Origin of the sequence: Rhodospirillum centenum SW (genome assembly GCF_000016185.1) — a bacterium.
GTDB classification, from domain to species: domain Bacteria; phylum Pseudomonadota; class Alphaproteobacteria; order Azospirillales; family Azospirillaceae; genus Rhodocista; species Rhodocista centena.
In genome coordinates, this window is sequence record NC_011420.2 from 45,454 (window position 1) to 64,046 (window position 18,593).

General features: G+C 69.0%; 22 protein-coding genes and 1 pseudogene. 19 read left to right on the forward strand and 4 right to left on the reverse strand.

Annotated elements, in window-relative coordinates:
- The first annotated feature begins 74 nt into the window (after positions 1 to 74).
- From RC1_RS00210 to RC1_RS20565, 7 genes are all read left to right on the forward strand, one after another.
- Positions 75 to 617: a hypothetical protein gene (locus RC1_RS00210; RefSeq protein ID WP_473965373.1), complete on the forward strand. Its 543-nt coding sequence runs from the start codon at positions 75 to 77 to the stop codon at positions 615 to 617.
- Complete coding sequence (locus RC1_RS00215; RefSeq protein ID WP_012565298.1) at positions 614 to 925, forward strand: TSCPD domain-containing protein; 312 nt, start codon at positions 614 to 616, stop codon at positions 923 to 925. Before RC1_RS00210 ends, RC1_RS00215 begins: the two co-directional genes overlap by 4 nt.
- Positions 922 to 1,119, forward strand: a complete 198-nt coding sequence (locus RC1_RS00220) for a hypothetical protein (protein ID WP_012565299.1) — start codon at positions 922 to 924, stop codon at positions 1,117 to 1,119. The genes RC1_RS00215 and RC1_RS00220 overlap by 4 nt, the downstream gene beginning before the upstream one ends.
- The gene (locus tag RC1_RS00225; RefSeq protein ID WP_012565300.1) at positions 1,112 to 1,564 is read left to right on the forward strand and encodes a DUF6362 family protein; all 453 of its coding nucleotides are present in this window, start codon (positions 1,112 to 1,114) and stop codon (positions 1,562 to 1,564) included. The genes RC1_RS00220 and RC1_RS00225 overlap by 8 nt, the downstream gene beginning before the upstream one ends.
- A gap of 389 nt (positions 1,565 to 1,953) precedes the next feature.
- Complete coding sequence (locus tag RC1_RS00230; protein ID WP_012565301.1) at positions 1,954 to 3,339, forward strand: DNA modification methylase; 1,386 nt, start codon at positions 1,954 to 1,956, stop codon at positions 3,337 to 3,339.
- A 4-nt stretch (positions 3,340 to 3,343) separates the two neighbouring features.
- The gene (locus RC1_RS00235) at positions 3,344 to 4,582 is read left to right on the forward strand and encodes a site-specific DNA-methyltransferase (RefSeq protein ID WP_012565302.1); all 1,239 of its coding nucleotides are present in this window, start codon (positions 3,344 to 3,346) and stop codon (positions 4,580 to 4,582) included.
- Positions 4,569 to 5,558, forward strand: coding sequence for a DNA cytosine methyltransferase (locus RC1_RS20565; RefSeq protein WP_202795556.1), 990 nt, complete (start codon positions 4,569 to 4,571; stop codon positions 5,556 to 5,558). Before RC1_RS00235 ends, RC1_RS20565 begins: the two co-directional genes overlap by 14 nt.
- A gap of 52 nt (positions 5,559 to 5,610) precedes the next feature.
- Here the strand turns inward: RC1_RS20565 and RC1_RS20570 are convergent, their stop codons facing one another.
- The gene (locus RC1_RS20570) at positions 5,611 to 6,141 is read right to left on the reverse strand and encodes a DUF3489 domain-containing protein (RefSeq protein WP_012565303.1); all 531 of its coding nucleotides are present in this window, start codon (positions 6,139 to 6,141) and stop codon (positions 5,611 to 5,613) included.
- Positions 6,142 to 6,241: 100 nt separating this feature from the next.
- Positions 6,242 to 6,493 carry a hypothetical protein gene (locus RC1_RS00255; RefSeq protein ID WP_012565304.1) on the reverse strand — a complete coding sequence of 84 codons (252 nt, stop codon included), beginning with the start codon at positions 6,491 to 6,493 and terminating at the stop codon, positions 6,242 to 6,244.
- Positions 6,494 to 6,569: 76 nt separating this feature from the next.
- Between RC1_RS00255 and RC1_RS21280 the strand changes: the two genes are divergently transcribed.
- From RC1_RS21280 to RC1_RS00290, 8 genes are read left to right on the forward strand one after another with little or no spacing between them, the layout of a single operon-like run.
- Positions 6,570 to 7,160: a terminase small subunit, Nu1 gene (locus tag RC1_RS21280; protein ID WP_012565305.1), complete on the forward strand. Its 591-nt coding sequence runs from the start codon at positions 6,570 to 6,572 to the stop codon at positions 7,158 to 7,160.
- The gene (locus RC1_RS00265; RefSeq protein WP_234703810.1) at positions 7,075 to 9,018 is read left to right on the forward strand and encodes a phage terminase large subunit family protein; all 1,944 of its coding nucleotides are present in this window, start codon (positions 7,075 to 7,077) and stop codon (positions 9,016 to 9,018) included. Before RC1_RS21280 ends, RC1_RS00265 begins: the two co-directional genes overlap by 86 nt.
- Positions 9,015 to 9,224, forward strand: a complete 210-nt coding sequence (locus RC1_RS00270; protein ID WP_041785027.1) for a phage head-tail joining protein — start codon at positions 9,015 to 9,017, stop codon at positions 9,222 to 9,224. The genes RC1_RS00265 and RC1_RS00270 overlap by 4 nt, the downstream gene beginning before the upstream one ends.
- Positions 9,224 to 10,711: a phage portal protein gene (locus RC1_RS00275; protein WP_012565308.1), complete on the forward strand. Its 1,488-nt coding sequence runs from the start codon at positions 9,224 to 9,226 to the stop codon at positions 10,709 to 10,711. The genes RC1_RS00270 and RC1_RS00275 overlap by 1 nt, the downstream gene beginning before the upstream one ends.
- 6 nt (positions 10,712 to 10,717) lie before the next feature.
- Positions 10,718 to 12,685 (forward strand): prohead protease/major capsid protein fusion protein, encoded by a 1,968-nt coding sequence (locus RC1_RS00280; protein ID WP_012565309.1) that lies wholly within the window; start codon positions 10,718 to 10,720, stop codon positions 12,683 to 12,685.
- 3 nt (positions 12,686 to 12,688) lie between these two features.
- Complete coding sequence (locus RC1_RS00285) at positions 12,689 to 13,183, forward strand: N-acetylmuramoyl-L-alanine amidase (RefSeq protein ID WP_012565310.1); 495 nt, start codon at positions 12,689 to 12,691, stop codon at positions 13,181 to 13,183.
- 12 nt (positions 13,184 to 13,195) lie between these two features.
- Complete coding sequence (locus RC1_RS21635) at positions 13,196 to 13,369, forward strand: hypothetical protein (RefSeq protein ID WP_012565311.1); 174 nt, start codon at positions 13,196 to 13,198, stop codon at positions 13,367 to 13,369.
- Between the two features lie 36 nt (positions 13,370 to 13,405).
- Positions 13,406 to 13,744 carry a DUF2190 family protein gene (locus RC1_RS00290; RefSeq protein ID WP_012565312.1) on the forward strand — a complete coding sequence of 113 codons (339 nt, stop codon included), beginning with the start codon at positions 13,406 to 13,408 and terminating at the stop codon, positions 13,742 to 13,744.
- Between the two features lie 50 nt (positions 13,745 to 13,794).
- Here RC1_RS00290 and RC1_RS21285 read toward each other — a convergent pair whose 3' ends face one another.
- Both RC1_RS21285 and RC1_RS00305 read right to left on the reverse strand, forming a co-directional pair.
- On the reverse strand, positions 13,795 to 15,510 hold the full coding sequence (locus tag RC1_RS21285; protein ID WP_012565313.1) for a hypothetical protein: 1,716 nt from the start codon (positions 15,508 to 15,510) through the stop codon (positions 13,795 to 13,797).
- Positions 15,511 to 15,574: 64 nt separating this feature from the next.
- Positions 15,575 to 16,198 (reverse strand): plasmid pRiA4b ORF-3 family protein, encoded by a 624-nt coding sequence (locus RC1_RS00305; protein WP_012565314.1) that lies wholly within the window; start codon positions 16,196 to 16,198, stop codon positions 15,575 to 15,577.
- Positions 16,199 to 16,296: 98 nt separating this feature from the next.
- Between RC1_RS00305 and RC1_RS22605 the strand changes: the two are divergent.
- From RC1_RS22605 to RC1_RS00320, 4 genes and pseudogenes are all read left to right on the forward strand, one after another.
- Positions 16,297 to 16,491 (forward strand): annotated as a pseudogene (locus RC1_RS22605) (head-tail joining protein); the annotation flags it as partial.
- Between the two features lie 52 nt (positions 16,492 to 16,543).
- Positions 16,544 to 17,176: a DUF6441 family protein gene (locus RC1_RS00310; RefSeq protein WP_041785035.1), complete on the forward strand. Its 633-nt coding sequence runs from the start codon at positions 16,544 to 16,546 to the stop codon at positions 17,174 to 17,176.
- A 3-nt stretch (positions 17,177 to 17,179) separates the two neighbouring features.
- Positions 17,180 to 17,629 (forward strand): hypothetical protein, encoded by a 450-nt coding sequence (locus RC1_RS00315; RefSeq protein ID WP_012565317.1) that lies wholly within the window; start codon positions 17,180 to 17,182, stop codon positions 17,627 to 17,629.
- A 48-nt stretch (positions 17,630 to 17,677) separates the two neighbouring features.
- The gene (locus RC1_RS00320; RefSeq protein WP_012565318.1) at positions 17,678 to 18,583 is read left to right on the forward strand and encodes a phage tail tube protein; all 906 of its coding nucleotides are present in this window, start codon (positions 17,678 to 17,680) and stop codon (positions 18,581 to 18,583) included.
- The last annotated feature ends 10 nt before the right edge of the window (positions 18,584 to 18,593 follow it).

Below are 18,593 nucleotides of genomic sequence, written 5' to 3' on the forward strand. Positions count from 1 at the left end.
GGATTGCATCTGATGCCCCGCCGCAGTAAAAGGGTTGGGACCAAAGCCGAAGGCCCACGACTCCGTGAGCCTTCATGATGACTACTCTGTTTCCGGTTCCGGCTCTGCCGGGATCTGGGCCGGCTGCTCTGGCGGTCCTGCCCGCCACGCTCGTGGTGCTCGCCCTCGATCTCGGATCGACGATGGGCTGGGCGCTACGCTCCGCTGACGGTGCCATCGTCTCCGGCACCGAGGCGTTCCGCCAGGATCGCTGGTCGGGCGGTGGCATGCGCTACCTGCGCTTTCGCCGCTGGCTGGGTGAGGTCGCCACCATGACCGGCGGCCTTGGCCTCGTCGTCTATGAGGAGGTCCGCCGCCACGTTGGCACCGATGCCGCCCACGTCTACGGCGGCTTCCTCGCCACGCTGACCGCCTGGTGCGAGGACCGGGGTATTGCCTACGAAGGCGTGCCGGTCGGCACCATCAAGCGCTTCGCCACTGGCAAGGGCAACGCCGGCAAGGACGCGGTGATCGCCGCCGTCCGCGCCCGCGGCTTTCAGCCCGCCGATGACAACGAGGCCGACGCCCTGGCGCTGCTGCTCTGGGCCATCCAGCGCCGGGCGGGAGGCGCGCCGTGAGCCGTATCCGCCGGCCTGACCGCCGGCCCGCGGAAACTGCCGAGATCGCCTTCGATGGCCAGCGCTTCACCGTCACCATCGGCTTCTACCCCGATGGTCGCCCCGGCGAGGTGTTCGCCGACGGCGCCCGCATCGGCTCCGACCTCGACGCCCTGCTCGATGACGCCTGCGTGGCGCTGTCGCTGCTCCTGCAGCACGGCGTCGATCCCCGTCGGCTGGCCGGCAGCATGGGCCGGCTCGGCGACCAACGGCCGGCCTCGCTGATCGGGGCGGTGGCCGATCTGCTCGCCGGGGAGGTCCGGCCATGAGGATGACGCCCAGAGGCTTCGGCGGCGACCGCACGCCACCGGAAGCCATCAAGCGCGACGGCTGGCAGGCCCAGGGCATCCTGGTGGTCAGCGAGAACGACCAGCGACTGACCTGGCCGGATCGCGAACTGGTCCGCCAGCTCGGGCGGAAGCTCTACGGCGACCGGCCGGCGAAGGAGGCCCGCCATGGCTGATCCCCGCTGGACCCCGCTGATGGTCGAGGAGCGGCTGACCGAGGCGGCCGACGTGCTGAAGCGCCTGCCCGAGCGGCGCATCGGCGGCTACTTCAACACTTGGCCGCAGATCGTGCCGGAGTTCTGCGATCTGGTCGGGCGCGAGCCGCCCCAGCTTCGCCCGCCGCTGCCCACCGCCGCCGCCATCACCCGCATGGAGGAAACCCTTGGCTGGACCATCGGGCTCGATCCGGTGGATGCCCGGATCGTCTGGCTGCGGGCCGGCGGCGAACGCTGGAAGGAGGTATGCTGGAAGGTCGGTCTGGCGCGCGCCGCCGCCCATCAGCATTGGCTCTACGCGCTCTGCGTCATCGCCTGGCGTCTCAACGGGCGGCGGGTGCCGGGCAAGCGGTCGCGCCAGCAGGTGATCGCGATGGTCCGTGCGGCGTGCGGCAGCGCAGGGTAGCGCAATCGACAAGGCAGACACTTTTCGCTGAGACGGAAACGGCGGTTCCGGGGTAGATTTCCATCATGCTCAGGCGAGGTGCGCGGGGGCGCCCTTCGCCACCGCCGCAGCCGGGATGGATCGTTTCATTGCCGATCCGGCCGCCCGTGGGCAATAAGGTTGCGGCCCCTGGTTCCTTCCTGGCCTACAACCTATGCTGGCGGCAGAGGTTCGGCATTCCGCCAGTGACGCGGAAAATTCAGGGCATTTCGTTTCGCCGGCCGGGCCGGACCTGCAAAGCCAAGGGCTTACGGCATCCGGCCCCCGCCGATCGGCGAAACGCCGGATGCCGGGGCGTTTCGTTTTCCGCTGGCGTCCGTGTGCCGCCCGTTTCGCTTTCAGGAGAGATCGTGGAGATCATCAACCTGCCCATCGAGCGGGTGATCCCCTATGCCCGCAACCCGCGGCACAATGCCGAGGCGGTGGCCAAGGTGGCGGCGTCCATCGCCGAGTATGGCTGGCGCCAGCCCATCGTGGTGGACCGGGACATGGTGGTGGTCGCCGGCCACACGCGGCTGGAGGCAGCGCGACGGCTGGGGTTGGTCACGGTCCCCGTGCATGTGGCCACCGACCTGACGCCGGCTCAGGCGCGGGCCTACCGGCTGATGGACAACCGCAGCCACCAGGAAGCGCGCTGGAACGACGAGTTGCTGGCGCTCGAACTGAAGGATTTGCGCCTCGACGCGGTGGACCTGGCGCTGACCGGCTTCGACGCCGACGAGATCGACCAGATCCTGGCCGCGCTGGACGACGCAGCGGACCAGGATGCGGAAGCCGCCGACGCCGCCGATCCTGACGCCGCCCCGGAGCCGCCGTCCGATCCGGTGACACGGGCCGGCGATCTGTGGCTGCTGGGGCAGCATCGGCTGCTCTGCGGCGACAGCACCGATCCGGCGGCGGTGGCACAGGTGTTGGGCGGGGACAGTGCCGCCCTGTGCTTCACCAGCCCGCCCTATGGCCAGCAGCGCGATTACACCACCGGCGGCATCGCCCGTTGGGACTCGCTGATGCAGCGCGTGTTCGCCCTTCTGCCGATGGCCCCTGAGGGGCAGGTGCTGGTCAATCTCGGGCTGATCCACCGCGACGGCGAATGGCTGCCCTACTGGTCGGACTGGCTGGACTGGATGCGGACCCAGGGCTGGCGCCGCTTCGGGCTGTATGTCTGGGACCAGGGACCGGGGTTGCCCGGCGATTGGGGCGGGCGGCTGGCGCCGAGCTTCGAGTTCGTCTTCCACTTCAACCGGCAGGGCCGCAAGCCCAACAAGATCGTGCCCTGCAAATATGCCGGTCTCGACACCCACCTGCGGGCCGACGGCCATTCCACCGCCATGCGCAAGGCGGACGGCACCGTGGGTGCCTGGACCCATGCCGGCCAGCCGACGCAGACCCACCGCATCCCCGACAGCGTGATCCGCATCGGCCGCCACAAGGCGCGCGGCATCGAGGTGGAGCACCCGGCGGTGTTCCCGGTGGCGCTGCCCGAACTGATCCTGAACGCCTATGCCGATGCGGGCGATGTCGTCTATGAGCCGTTCTCCGGCTCCGGCACCACCCTGATCGCCGGCGAACGCACCGGCCGGCGGGTTTGCGCCGTCGATTTGGCGCCGGCCTATGTCGACGTGGCGGTGCGCCGCTGGAACGAGCAGTTCCCCGCCAGCCCGGCCCGGTTGGAAGGCGGCGGCACCTTCGCCGAAACCGCCGCCGCGCGGGGCGTGACCCTGGCCTTCGCCGCCTGATCCCATGCTGAACGATATCCGGATCGAACGCTGGCCGCTGGACCGGCTGCTGCCCTATGCCGCCAACGCGCGCACCCATTCCGAGGCACAGGTGGCGGAGATCGCGGGCTCCATCCGCGAGTTCGGCTTCAACAACCCGGTGCTGGTTGATGATCGCGGCGTGCTGATCGCCGGGCACGGACGGCTGCTGGCGGCCCGGCGACTGGGGCTGGCTGAAGTGCCGGTGATCCGGCTCGGCCACCTGACCGAGACGCAGGCCCGCGCCTTCCGCCTGGCCGACAACCGCATCGCCCTGAACGGTGGCTGGGATGATGCGCTGCTGTCGGCCGAACTGGCGCGGCTGGTGGAGGAAGGCACCGCGCTGGACGGGCTCGGCTTCGACGCCGGGGAACTGAACCGGCTGCTGAACCTGGACGATCCGGCGCCAGGGCTGGTGGACGAGGACGCCACGCCGGAACCGCCCGCCGAGCCCGTGACCCGGCCGGGGGATCTCTGGATCCTTGGTTCCCATCGGCTGCTGTGCGGCGATGCCACGGGCGCCAGCGATGTCGAGCGGCTGCTGGCCGGTGCGCGGCCTCACCTGATGGTGACCGATCCGCCCTATGGCGTGGAGTACGATCCCTCCTGGCGCAACGCGGCGGGGGTGGCGAAGACGAAGCGCACCGGCAAGGTCGCCAACGACGACCGCGCCGACTGGCGCGATGCCTGGGCGCTGTTTCCCGGCGACGTCGCCTATGTCTGGCACGCTGCCATCCACGCCACCACGGTGGCCGAAAGCCTGATCGCCTGCGGCTTCGACATCCGGGCCCAGATCGTCTGGTCGAAGAGCCGCTTCGCGCTCGGACGCGGGGATTATCACTGGCAGCATGAGCCGTGCTGGTACGGCGTGCGCAAGGGCGCGAAGAGCCACTGGCAGGGTGCCCGCGACCAGTCGACCCTGTGGTCGATCGCCCCGGCCGGCGGCGAGGACGCCGCCACGCCCCACGGCACCCAGAAGCCGGTGGAGGTGATGCGCCGCCCCATCGTCAACAACAGCGCGCGGGGCGATGTCCTCTATGAACCCTTCTGCGGTTCCGGCACCACCCTGATCGCCGCCGAGACGGTGGGGCGGGTCTGCTACGCCCTGGAACTGGATCCGACCTATTGCGACGTGATCGTGCGGCGGTGGGAGGGGTTCACGGGCCAAAGGGCAACCCGCGCGGACGGGACGCCGTTTTCCGACGGAACGGATGCCGGTGCATGACGTGGCTCTATCTGCCACTGGCGCTGCTGGCGGCGGCCCCCTGTTCGGGCTGTCGCTGTGCGCCGGGGCCGGCGGTCTCGACCTTGGCCTGCACATCGCCGAACCCGGATACCGTGCTGTGGGTTATGTCGAGCGGGACGCCTACGCCGCGGCCGTCCTCGTGGCGCGGATGGCGGACGCGGCCCTGGATCCGGCACCTGTCTGGGACGACCTTGCCAGCTTCGACGGTCGCCCATGGCGTGGCGCGGTGGACCTCGTGCTTGCGGGCTATCCGTGCCAGCCGTTCAGCGTCGCCGGACGTCGTCGCGGAACCGACGATCCCCGGCATCTTTGGCCCCATGTCGCGCGCATCATCGACGAGCGCCGACCGGGATCTGTTTTCCTGGAGAACGTCCCCAATCATCTCAACCTCGGCTATCGCGAGGTCCGGAAGAGCTGGAAGGAATGGGTTTCGTCGTTGCGGAGGGATTGTTCTCGGCGGCGGAAGTCGGTGCTCCCCATCGACGCGAACGGCTGTTCGTCCTCGCCCGCCGGTTGGCCGACGCCCCGGGCCTGTTCGGGCAAGCGCTCCAGCGGGGCGAACCGCACCGAATTGCTGCGCCTGTGGTCGACGGCGAAGGCCAGCGACGGCAACCGGCCGGGTGCCGGACGGCGCCGCGAGGCCGACCTGACCGGGCGTGCCCGCTGCTGGGCGACCCCGTCGGCGCGCGACTGGCGCAGCGGGCTGGCCGGGCCGGAGACGATGGCGCGCAACAGCCGCCCCTTGAACGAGCAGGCGGTGAGCGGGCGTTCCCGCCCGGCCCCGGAGACGATAATGGGTGGCGGGAGTGGCTGCGGCGACACCCCGACACTGAACCCGCGGTTCGTCGAGGCGCTGATGGGCTGGCCTTCCGGGTGGACCGGCTTCGCCTCTGTGGCAACGGCGTGGCCCCCCTGGTTGCGGCTTATGCGTGGCGAACTCTCTCGGCTCGGCTAGGACCGCCGCCCCGGCAGGGCGGCGGCACAGAGGAATTGATGTCCAACTTGTGTCAGGGGGCGATCCTGTAGACCCGCCCGCGTTCCTCGACCTTCTCCGACGTCACGGTGAGGCCGAGCTTCTTCTTCAGCGCCCCGGCAAAGAACCCGCGCACCGTGTGGGCCTGCCAGCCGGTGGCCGCCGCGATCTCCGCGATGGTGGTCCCTTCCGGCCGGCGGAGCAGGGCGATCATCTGCGCTTGTTTGCTGTCGGCGCGGCTGCGCTTGGTGCGCGGCGGTTCGGCGGCGAGCGTCTCCTCGATGGCGGTCACCGCCGCCTCGAGGTCGGCGCCGGGGCGGTCGTCCCCGCCGCTGGCGCCGGCCGGCTCGGGATCGCAGCCGCTGTCGTCGAAGGCCACGTCGGCCGCGATCCCGGCGGCGCGCAGGGCGTCGGCGATGGTCAGGCCGCGCTCGGCCAGCAGCGCCTCCAGCCGGCTGATCGCCCTGGCCTTGCTGTTGAAAGTCTTCGGTCCGGTCTCGGTGCCGGACAGGGCGCCATAGGCGGTGGCGAGCTGGGTCAGGGTCAGGTCGGACAAAGTCGTCATAGCGATCTCCTTCGGGTGGTCCGGACGATCCGGGCGCGCTTCCACCAGCCCGAGCCCCGCCGGGCGGACCCGGTCGGGGCTGGCCTTGGGGGCATCGCCTTCAGTCGGCGTGTTCGCCCTCGCGGAAGGCGGCGTCGGTGATGCGCTTGAGAAGCTCGGCGTAGGTGGCCAGGGTGCCGACATGGCCCCAGTGGATGTCGTCGGGCGCGACGTTGAAGTGGTCCGCGCTGAGCGCCGCCAGCCGCGCCAGCATCGTGTCGATCTCGGCCTTGCGGGCCAGGAAGGCGTCCAGGGCCTGGGTGTTGTCGCGGGGCGTGGGCATCGCATCCTCCATCGTGGTGCGGACAGTCATCGCGCTGTCCGGCACCCGAGCCAAGCGATTACATCGCTGATTTGATTGCTGTTTCATCCAAGGAAGGACCAGGCCCATGGCCGGCAACGGGCAGCCGCTGGCGGTGATCGCCAAGCTGCTCGACCTGTCGGAGCGCCGGGTCCAGCAGCTCAGCCGCGAGGGGGTGATCCCCAAGGCCGAGCGCGGCGCCTACGATCTGGTCGGCGCCGTGCGCGGCTATGTGCGCTACCTGCGCGATCTGGCGCAGCGGGCGCAGGGTGGCGTCGCCGACCTGCCCACCGAACGCACCCGGCTGGTCAAGGCCAAGGCCGACCTTGCCGAACTGGACGCGCAGCAACGGCGCGGCGATCTGGTGCCGGTGGCCGAGACGGCGCTGGCCTGGGCGGCAGTGACGGCCCGGCTGCGCGCCCGCCTGATCACCCTGCCGGACAAGCTGGCCCCCCTGGTTCATGATGCCGCAAACCCCGCCGCCGTCCGCGTCCTTCTCCGGTCGGCGATTGTCGAGGCGCTCGCCGAACTTGCGGCGACGCCGGTCGCCGTCGCCCCTGCGCCTGACCGGGCATCCGGGGCTGGCGAAGCTGGTGACGACGGCGTTGCAGATGCTGACGCCGCCGCCGGACCTGACGGTGAGCCAATGGGCGGACGCCAACCGCCGGCTGAGTTCTGAGGCCAGCGCCGAGCCGGGCCGCTGGTCCACCGCCCGGGCCGAATACCAGCGCGGCATCATGGATGCCGTTTCCGACCCGGATATCGAAACCGTGGTGGTGATGTCGTCGGCCCAGGTGGGCAAGACGGAGGTGCTGAACAACACGGTCGGCTACCATATCGACCAGGATCCGTCGCCGATCATGGTGGTGATGCCCACCGAGCGCGACGCGGAGACCTGGTCGAAGGACCGTTTCGCGCCCATGGCACGGGACACGCCGTGCCTGATCGGGCGGATCGCCGACCCCAAGTCGCGTGACGGTTCCAACAAGATCCTGCACAAGCGGTTTGCCGGCGGCCACCTGACCATCGTCGGGGCCAACGCGCCGTCGGGGCTGGCCAGCCGGCCGATCCGCATCCTGCTCTGCGACGAGGTCGACCGCTACCCGGCTAGCGCCGGGGCTGAAGGCGACCCGGTCAAGCTGGCGCGCAAGCGCACCGTCACCTTCTGGAACCGCAAAATCCTGCTGGTCTCAACCCCGACCCTGAAGGGGGCCAGCCGGATCGAAACGGCGTTCGAGGAAAGCGACCGCCGCCGCTTCTGGGTGCCGTGCCCGGATTGCGGCCAGCATCAGGTGCTGAGCTGGGGGCAGGTGCGCTGGGACAGCGACCCGGAACCCCGGCCGGACAGCGCCCGCTATGTCTGCGTCCATTGCGATGCCGTCTGGGGTGATGCCCGGCGCTGGCAGGCGATATCTCGCGGGCAGTGGCGGGCGGAGGCGCCGTTCACCGGCATCGCCGGTTTCCACCTCAACGAGATCTATTCCACCTGGGTTCGGCTGGCCGACATGGTGCGCACCTTTCTGTCGGCCAAGGCCGCCGGCGACGAGGCGATGAAGACCTTCGTCAACACCTCGCTGGGCGAGACCTGGCAGGAGAGCGGCGAAGCGCCGGACTGGCAGCGTCTCTATGAACGACGCGGCGGCTACCGCTTCGGCGCGGTGCCCACGGGCGGCCTGTTCCTCACCGCCGGGGCCGACGTGCAGAAGGACCGGATCGAGGTGTCGGTGTGGGCCTGGGGGCGCGGGCTGACCAGCTGGCTGGTGGACCATGTCGTCATCGAGGGCGGGCCCGAACGGGCGGAGGCCTGGGCGGCGCTGACAGCATTGCTGGGCCGGACATGGCCACACACCCATGGCAGCCGGCTGGGGCTAGCGCGGCTGGCCATCGATACCGGCTATGAGGCACCCGCCGTCTATGCCTGGGCCAGGAGCGTGGGTTTCGCGCAGGTGGCCCCGGTCAAAGGGGTGGAGGGCTTCAACAGGGCGGCGCCCGTCGCCGGCCCCAGTTACGTGGATGCCACCGAGAATGGCCGCAAGGTGCGGCGCGGGGCGCGGCTGTGGACGGTGGCCGTGGCCACCTTCAAGAGCGAAACGTACCGTTTCCTGCGGTTGGCCCGGCCTACAGACGAGGACTTGGCCGCCGGCATCACCGTGCCCCCCGGCAGCCTGCACTTACCGCAGGGCGTGGAGGCCGAATGGGTCAAGCAGCTTGTGGCCGAGCAGCTGGTGACGGTGAAGACCAAGCGCGGCTTCACCAAACTGGACTGGCAGAAGCTGCGCGAGCGCAACGAGGCGCTGGACTGCCGCGTCTATGCCCGCGCCGCCGCCTGGATCGCCGGCATCGACCGCTGGACCGAGGCGAAGTGGCGCGATCTGGAGGATCAGGTCGGGCCGGCGCCCGACGCCGCTGGAACCCCAACCCCGGTGGTGCCGGCCGCTGAGGTTCCGACCGCCGGTCACCTTAAACGCCCCACCGCACCGGGGGAGAAACGCCGGGGCGGCTGGTTGGGTGGACGCAATCAGGGTTGGTTGGGATGACCTGGACCCAGGGGGAACTGGACGCGCTGCGCCGCGCCTATGCTGCCGGCACGCTGCGCGTCAGCTATGACGGCCGCAGCGTCGAGTACGGCTCCGCCGCCGACCTGTTGTCGCGCATCCGCACCATCGAACGGGAAATGGCTGGCAACACATCGAGCAAACTGCCGATGGCGGGCTTTGCCGGCTTCCGCCGTGGGGAGCGCTGATGGCCGGGCTCTGGCTCGACCGCGCCCTGGGGCTGGTGGCACCACAGGCGGCCCTGCGACGGGTGCTGGCCCGCCAGAGCCTCGACCGGCTGACCCGCGGCTATGACGGGGCCGCCAAGGGCCGCCGCACCGATGGCTGGCGGGCACCGGGCAGTTCGGCCGATGCCGAGATCGCCGTTGCCGGGGCGCTGCTGCGCGACCGGATGCGCGATCTGGTGCGCAACAACCCGCACGCCGCCAAGGCGGTGTCGGTGCTGGTCAACAACATCGTCGGTTCCGGCATCATGCCGCGCGCCGCGTCGGGTGACGACCGGCTGGACAAGGCAACCGACGCCCTGTGGCAGGATTGGTCGGCACGGTGCGATGCCGACGGCCAGTTGGATTTCTACGGGCTGCAAACCCTGGCCTGCCGCCAGATGGTCGAGGCGGGCGAGGTGCTGCTGCGCCGCCGGCCCCGGCGCGCGGGTGACGGGTTGCCGGTGCCGCTCCAGATCCAACTGGTCGAGGCCGACCTGCTGGATGCCGGGCGCAATGGCGACCTTGCCGATGGCGGCCGGATCGTCCAGGGCATCGAGTTCGACCCGCTGGGAAGGCGCCGGGCCTATTGGCTCAACGCCCAACATCCGGGCGACGCGGTGGTCAGCCTGCGCCGCCGGCTGGACAGTGCCGCCGTGCCCGCCGCCGAGGTCGCGCACATCTATGAGAAGCAGCGCGCCCAGGTGCGCGGCGTGCCCTGGGGCACACCGGTGATGCGGGCGCTGCGCGACCTGGACGACTGGACCCAGGCCGAACTGGTGCGCAAGAAGACCGAAGCCTGTGTCGTTGGCATCGTGCTGGGGGCCGACGAGGGGGAACAGGGCATCGCGCCCTCGGTGGTCGATGCCGATGGCCATCGGGTGGAGCAGTTCGAGCCCGGCCTGATCGCCTATGCCCGCGGCGGCAAGGATATCCGCTTCAACCAGCCTGCCACCACGGCGGGGGTGGCGGAATGGCTGCGCGCCCAGTTGCACATCATCGCTGCCGGCTTTCGTATGCCCTACGAGTTGCTGACCGGCGACCTGTCCCAGGTGAACTATTCCAGCATCCGCGCCGGGCTGGTCGAGTTCCGCCGCCTGATCGAGGCGGCGCAGTGGCAATTGGTGATCCCCATGCTATGCCAGCCGGCCTGGGACTGGTTCACCACCCAGGCCTGGGCGGCAGGCCGGTTGCCGCGCCCGGACATTCCGGTTGAATGGTCGCCGCCGCGCTTTGAGGCGGTGGACCCGCTGAAGGACGCCATGGCCGACCTGCTGGCCATGCGCTCCGGCACCATGACGCTGGCCCAAGCAATCTCTCGCCAGGGCCACAATCCCGAGGCGGTGCTGACCGAGATTGCCGCCATGAATGCCCGCCTGGACGCGCTCGGCCTTGTGCTGGACAGCGACCCGCGACGGGTGACCAAGACCGGCGTGATCCAGGCCGGTGAGACCGCCGCCAACCAGGACTGACCCATCATGCACGGCACCCTTGACCTGCCGGCGCTCCGCCGCGCGGCTGACCTTGTGCTGGCCAGCTTCGATGAGGCTGACCGCTCGGTGGAACTGGTCTGGTCCACCGGCGCGCGGGTGCGCCGCCAGCCGCTGTTCGGGGAGCCCTTCGACGAGGAACTGAGCCTTGACCCCGCCCATGTCCGGCTGGAACGCCTGAACGGCGGGGCACCGCTGCTGAAGGTCCATGACATGGGCACGCTGGATGCGGTGATCGGTTCGGTGGTGCCGGGCACGGCCCGCATCGAGAACGGCCGTGGCCTCGCCCGCGTGCGCTTCAGCGACCGGGCGGAGGTGGAGCCGATCCTGGCCGATATCCGCGCCGGTCATCTGCGCGCCGTCTCCATCGGCTATCAGGTCCATCGTTTCGAGATCTCGCGCCCGGCGTCCGGACCCGAACTGTGGCGCGCGGTGGACTGGACGCCGTTCGAGATTTCCGCCGTGCCGGTCGGGGCCGACCTCGCCGCCGGCTTCCGCAGCGCCGAGCCGCTCTCCCCCTGCGTCGTGGTCCGTCCCGGCGCACCGTCACCCGCCACGAGGACTTCCATGGACGAGACCCAGACCAAGCCCGCCACCCCGGACGTGGCGACGGCCCCGGCACCCGACGTCGCCCGCGCCACCGCCACTCCACCGACCCCCGACACCGACGCCCTGGTCGCCCGGGCACAGGCGGCCGAGCGCGAGCGGGTCGGCACCATCCACGACCTCGCCGGCCGGCTGGGGCTGGAGCGCGGCTTCGCCGAGGATCTGGTCCGGCGCGGCACCGGCCTGGACGAGGCCCGCCGGCTGATCCTGGACAAGGTTGCGGACGCGTCGGACCGCACCCGCATCTTCCCGCAGGTGACCGTGCCGCTCGGCGGCAGGGACGAACGGCTGCTGCGGCGTGAGGCGGTCAGCACCGCCTTGCTGCACCGCTACAGCCCGACCCTGTTCCCGCTGACCGACCAGGCCCGCGAGTATCGCGGCCTCAGCCTGCTGGAACTGGCCCGCGAGTTCCTGACCCAGGCCGGGGTGGCGGTGCGCGGGCTGTCGCGCGACGAGATCGCCACCCGAGCGCTCCATTCCACCTCCGACTTCCCCGAGGTGCTGTCCGCTGTCACCGCCAAGACCCTGCGCCAGGCCTATGAGGTCTATCCGCGCACCTTCACGCCCTTCTGCCGGCAGGTGCTGGCCACCGATTTCAAGGCCATGCACCGGGTCCAGATCGGCGAGGCGCCGCAGCTGCTGAAGGTCAACGAGGGCGGGGAGTTCCAGCGCGGCACCATCGGCGAGAGCAAGGAAAGCTACCGTATCGAGACCTATGGCCGCGTGGTGGCGATCACCCGGCAGGTGCTGATCAACGACGATCTCGACGCCTTCACCCGCATCCCGGCCATGTACGGCACCGCCATCGCCACCCTGGAAAGCGACGTGGTCTGGGGCATCCTGACCGCCAACGCCGCCATGGCCGACGGCAAGGCGCTGTTCCATGCCGACCACAAGAACCTCGCCGGCACGGCGGCCCCCCCGACCGTCACCGCCATCGGCGACGCCCGCGCGGCGATGGCGAAGCAGACCGGGCTGGACCGGAAGACCGTGCTGAACATCCGGCCGTCCTTCCTGATCGTGCCGGCGGCGCTGGAACTGACGGCCGAGCAACTGGTGGCGCAGAACCTGACGCCGGCCAAGACCAGCGACATCGTTCCCGCCTCCATCCGTACCCTGACGCCCATCGCCGAGCCCCGGCTCGACGCCGCCAGCGCCACCGCCTGGTATCTGGCGGCCAACCCGGCCCAGATCGACACCCTGGAGTACGCCTATCTGGAGGGGCAGCAGGGCGCCTACATCGAAACCCGCAACGGCTTCGACGTGGACGGGGTGGAGATCAAGTGCCGGCTGGATTTCGGGGCCAAGGCCATCGACTGGCGCGGCCTCTACAAGAACGCCGGGGCCTGAGCCATGACGGACCCGTTCCCGATCCTCAGCATGCCCGGCCAGAATGTGCCTTTCGCCGTGCCCAAGCGGCCGGTGCATGTGGTCTTCATCCATTGCAGCGCCAGCGACCAGGCCGCCCATGACGACGCGGCGGTGATCGACCAGTGGCACCGCCGGCGCGGCTGGCGTGGCATCGGCTATCACGTCTTCATCCGCGGCGACGGCACGATCCAGCGCGGCCGGCCGCTGGAAGACGTGCCGGCCGCGCAAGCCGGGCACAACAGCGGCTCCATCGCCCTGTGCCTGCATGGCTTTCACCAGTTCTCCCCGGTGCAGTTCGACAGTTTGCGGCGGCTGGCCGACGCGATGGATGCGGCCTATGCCGCCCAGGGCAAGCGCCTGCGCTGGCGCGGGCACCGCGAGGTCGCCGCCAAGCTCTGCCCGAACTTCGACTACCGCGTCGTCCTCGGCCTGGATGCCGGTGGCTTCCGCCGCCCGGCTGTGCCGGCCCTGTCCTGAAGGAGGTCCCCCATGCGCTACCTGATCGAACGGCTGCGCGAGCGCAGCACCTGGCTCGGCGCCACCGCGCTGCTGTCCGCCTTCGGCGTCTCCCTCGACCCGGCCCTGGTGGACCAGATCGCCCTGGTGGGCGGGGCGGCGGCCGGCCTGATCCTGATGCTCACCCCCGACCGGCCCGCCCGCTGAGGACCCGGCCGAACCCGACCCCCAAGGAACCGCCCCATGAAGAACCACATCCAGCCCGGCACCACCCTGACCCTGGCCGCCCCTTATGCCGTGGCCTCCGGCGAGGGCGTGCTCGTCGGCGCCCTGTTCGGCATCGCGGTCGCTTCGGCCGCCGGTGGCGAGCCGGTCGAGGTCTGCCTGGTCGGCGTCTTCGACCTGACGAAGACTGGCTCCCAGGCCTGGAGCGCCGGGGACAAGATCTATTGGGACAACACCGCCCGCGAGGCGACCAAGACCGCCACCGGCAACACCTTGATCGGTGCTGCGGTCACCGCCGTCGACAACAGCGCCGGCGAGACCGTCGGGCGGGTCCGGCTGAACGGGACGGTGACGTGATGGTGGAAGGACTCCAGAGCGGACTGTGGGGGTCGCGCATGGCGAGGAACTCAGCATTCTTTGCTGGCAGGTTCAGTGGGTAATAACCCTGCCTGTCCAGATATCTTGATCTGCTGAGAACGCCGAACATGTGCGTGTGTCAACGCTGCCGCGCGCAGCACTGCGACGAAAAGTTTCTCCATCTCCAAATGGTCTCGTTCGGGAAATGCGTAATGAACCGCCCCACGGAGCTTACTCGCAGTGACAAGGTCAGCAGCGATGGCTTTCGCCACGCATGATGACCTCCATCCTTCGATCATGACCTTAAAACTACTGTATGCTTCCGCCTTCTCTTCAATGTTCATAGAAGGAGAGAAAATCGAACGCCTGACGTCGTTCTGGTTTCGCTTAAGAAGTTTTTCAATTTCAGTTCCGGTCCAAAGGTTCCTAAACATTTCGTGAAGATGATCACCTGAACCACCCATTGCGCGAGCAACATGTTCCACGGCGACGGTCAAGCCCTGAAGGTCGCTGGACATTCCAGCCAGCCGCGCGTCCACATCGCCGAACGCATGCCGTTCGAACGATTCCAAACGCAAGAACACGGCATCCTGACGCTCTTGATCGATGAAGTCAGCAAACGCGATGATCTCGTCGTCGGTCATGGCACCGGGACACTCGCGCTGCACAGCGGGTTGCAGCGTTCTGATTAGCCTGTCTTTTTGGTCACGCACCCAATCCGGCCAGACTGCGTCAAGCGTGAATTCACGATGACCGCTTTGACAACCCACAGACTCCTTTATGTCATCGAACGCCATGCCTGCGGCCATCCGGAGCATACGTATCGCTGCGGCCAAGTACACCTTGTATGCGTGGGCGATCAGGGTGCGGCCTTCGAATTCCCAGTCCGACCATCGTTCTGCCAGGAACTTGCACAACTCCAGAATCGCTGGCGACTGGACACCATAATGCTCCTGCGCTTTGCGTGCTGCCTCGATCTGCGCCTGATGATAAGCCTTCGCTTGATCCTCCGTCAGCCAGAACCGTCCACCACCATGATCGCGGAGGATGCGGCCCAACGCATGGTCTGCTTCCTCTTCCGACCAGACGACGGCATCCAGCGCGGCTTCGTGACTCTGAAATCCGTTCAACGCTCGTGTAGGCGCGGTGATTTCGCGCCACGTGTCAGCCGGCCTGCGACCATCGAAGACAGCATGACGTGCTCTCCTGGCCGCTTCCGCATCTGCCATGTTTAGTCGGAAATGGATGCCAATATCAGCGAACTCTGCTGCTACGAGTACCTGCCAGCCACTGTAAAAGTCTCGGACGTTGCAGTCTGCAAAAAGCTCAGGATATTTTTCATTCGCCACACTGACACGGCGATCCTGGTGAGACTGATAGACTTGTTGGGCCGGCCGCTGTAAGAACTCCACGAATGCCGGATCTGGCTCATCGAATGGATGTGGAATATCGCCGTAGACACCCGGGTGAGTTGTCCGAAACAGGCTGTTTTCCAACCTTACCGCTGCCCCCCAACGCGGGCCGTCTGGCTCTACCGCCTCCTGCATGGAGCCGACATCACTGTGGCCCTCCAGCCACATTCGGCGGGCCACCGGGTCGGGCCAGCGCAGCCGCAGCTTCGGCCGAAGTAGGCCGGCCATTTCCAATGACTCAAGAAGATTATTACCGTAGTACGCGCCACGAAACGCTCTAATCTCGCGTAGATTAGACACGAAATCTTTTGATGGCAGATAGCGCCTTACGTTGAGTTTCGGTGATTTTTGCATCGTGTGTCGTGCTTATTATCTCGTAGAAGCAACCAGATATTGATTATTCTGTATCGGAGATGAGTCATTTGGACTTTTTCGGCCGGCCGCGCCCCTTGATCCCGCCACGGCGGGCTGCGGCGATGCGGTCAAGCTGGATGTCTATGATGTACGTCTCGATGTCGTCGGGATCGTAGTCGTCACCGTACCAGTCCCGCATCGACGCGTGCTCCGGGTGGTTCGGATCGGCCATGGCATCCAGGAACATCTCGAAGCCCGGAACGCCGCCGCAATCCTCCGGCGGGCAGCGGCGCTGCCCATCGACGAACCGGGGATACTCCATGCCGGGATCGGCGGGCAGCGTCCGCTCGATCGCGATCTCGTGCTCCCAGCTGTCGCCGAAATCGTAGGTGTAGTGGAACCGGCGGATGCCACGGGCCAGCACCGCCGACAGCTTCAGGGTGCTGTCCCGGTAGACGGGAAAGGCCGGATCGGCGAACTCCGGATCGGGCACGCCGTAGCGGCGGTCGCCAACCCGGAACTCATGCAGATGGCTGAAGGTCCAGCCCATCGACACCTGGATGCACTCATGCAGCCGGGCGAAGTTGAGTTCGGCCGGCACCAGAAGCCGCCGCCACACCGGCGGAACGGTGTCCAGAAGCGTGACCTTGATCTGCAGCACGTCCGCAGAGGGGGCTGAGGTCGGCATCGGCGGTATCGGCTGGTGGTCCTTGGCGCAACACCCTAACCCGGCCGTACCTTGGACGGAAACCCGTGACCAATCCCTTCCAGGCCGCCATCGATCCGGTGTTCGCCGTCTTCGGCACGCCCGCCACTTATCTCGGCATCGGCGGGGTGTCGGTCCCGGTGCGGGTTGTCGCCCGGCGCCAGGACGTCGTCACCGGCTTCGGCGGTGGAGAGGTGGTCTGCGATGGAGCCCTGTTCGAGGTGCGCGCCGCCGACCTGACCGCCGCCGGCATCCGCCCCTGGGCGGGGGACCGCCTGTTGGTCGGCGACGACCTGTTCGAGGTGCAGGGCGCCCCGGTCCGCCGCGATCGAAGGCCGCCTCACCGAGATGCTGGCGGCCGACCTCGCGGCGGCGGAGCGCGCCGTCACCGCGGGCCTGCGCGAGGCCAGCGACGGGCTGAAGGCCGAGCTGCGCGGCCAGATCGCCGGCGCCGGCCTCGGCACCCGGCTGGCCCGGACCTGGCGCAGCGAGATTTATCCCAAGGGCGGTCGCAGCCTCCGCGCCGCCGGGCTGGTCTGGAGCAAGGCGCCCGGCATCGTCGGCCTCCACGCGGACGGGGCCATCATCCGCTCCCGCCAAGGTCTGTTCCTGGCCATCCCGACCCCGGCGGCCGGCCGGTATGGGGACGGCGGCAAGAAGATCACGCCGGGCGGGTGGGAGCGGCGCACGGGACTGCCGCTGCGCTTCGTCTACCGCCGCCGCGGCCTGTCGCTGCTGGTCGCCGACAACGCCCGCCTCAGCAAGCGCGGGCTGGCCACGGCCAACCGGGGACGACGGGGCGAGGCCGGCTTCATCCGTCTGGCCGGGCGCACCACGGTGCCGGTGTTCATCCTCGTGCCGCAGGTGCGCGTGAAGAAGCGCCTGGACGTGGCGGGGGCCGGCCGTGCCTGGCAGGGCCGGTTGCCCGGTCTGATCCTGCGCCACTGGAAGGAACCCTGACCCATGCCGAGCATCCGGGAGGCGGCCCTGTCCGCGCTGCTGGCGCGGCTCGCCGCCGTGCCGGACGCCATGGACGGACGGGAGGTCGCGGTGCCCGAGCGCATTCCGCCCGGCGGTCTGCTGATCCTGCGCGACGGCGAGCCGGGCGTGCCCGAGGTGACGCTGTCGCCGCTGCTCCACCACTACGACCATGTCGCCGAGATCGAGGTGCTCGTCCAGGCCGCCGACCCGCCGCTGGGCCGCACCGGTCCCGGCCGGGCGAGAGCCCTGGACGAGCTGCTGCGGGCATTGGCCGCGTCCCTGGCCGCCGACCGCACCCTGGGCGGCACGGTCGACTGGATGGCCTGGGGCGCGCCGGAAACCGAGGACATCGCCGTCGCCGGCGGGGCCGCCATCAAGGCCGCCCGCGTGCCGGTGACGCTGACCTACAGCACGCCCGATCTCCTGACCTGACCCCGGAGACCCCGACCATGGCCCGCGCCACCGGCGCCCACCGCGCAGTTGCTGGGTGCCTTCGAGACCGCCTACGGCACCGCCCCCGGCGGCAATTTCCACACGCTGCCCTTTGTCAGTTGCGACCTCGGCAGCCAGCAGCCGCTGGAAGCCTCCGATGTCCTCGGCCTGGGGCGTGACCCGGCCCCGCCATCCCGTGACGTCATCACTGCCGAGGGGCAGATCACCGTCCCGGTGGACCTGCGCAGCATCGGTTTCTGGCTGAAGGGGCTGTTCGGGCCGCCGGTCACCACCGGCACCGGCCCTTACAGCCATGTCTACACATCCAGGGCCGACACGCTGCCCAGCCTGGCGCTGGAAGTCGGTCACCCGCAGGTGCCACGTTATTTCCTGAACCTCGGCTGTCTGGTCAACAGCCTGAACCTGGGGTGGGCGCCGTCGGGCAAGGCCAATGCCACCCTGGCCGTGATCGCCCAGGTGGAGACGGATGCCGCCACCTCGTCCGGCGGCACCCCCACCACACAGGGTTTGCAGCGGTTCCACCAGTTCCAGGGACGCATAGCCAAGGATGGGGCGGCACTGGCCAACATCACCGCCGCGGAATTGACCTACGCCAACAACCTCGACCCCGTCCGCGTCATCCGCGACGACGGCAAGATCGAAGGCGCCGACCTGGGCGTGGCCGCCTGCACCGGCAATCTGGCGGCGCGCTTCGCCGACATGGTGCTGCTGGATGCCGCCACCGACGGCACCGCCATGGCGCTTGAATTCGCCTGGGTGATCGACGCCGACCGCTCGCTGACCGTAGCATTGCCGTCGGTCTTCCTGCCCAAGCCGCGCATCCCGATTTCCGGCCCGGCCGGCATCGAGGCCCGCTTCGACTGGCAGGCCGCCAAGCCGGACAGTGGGGCTTTCGCCACCGTCACCCTGAAGAACGACGTCGCCAGCTACTGACCGGAGCGCC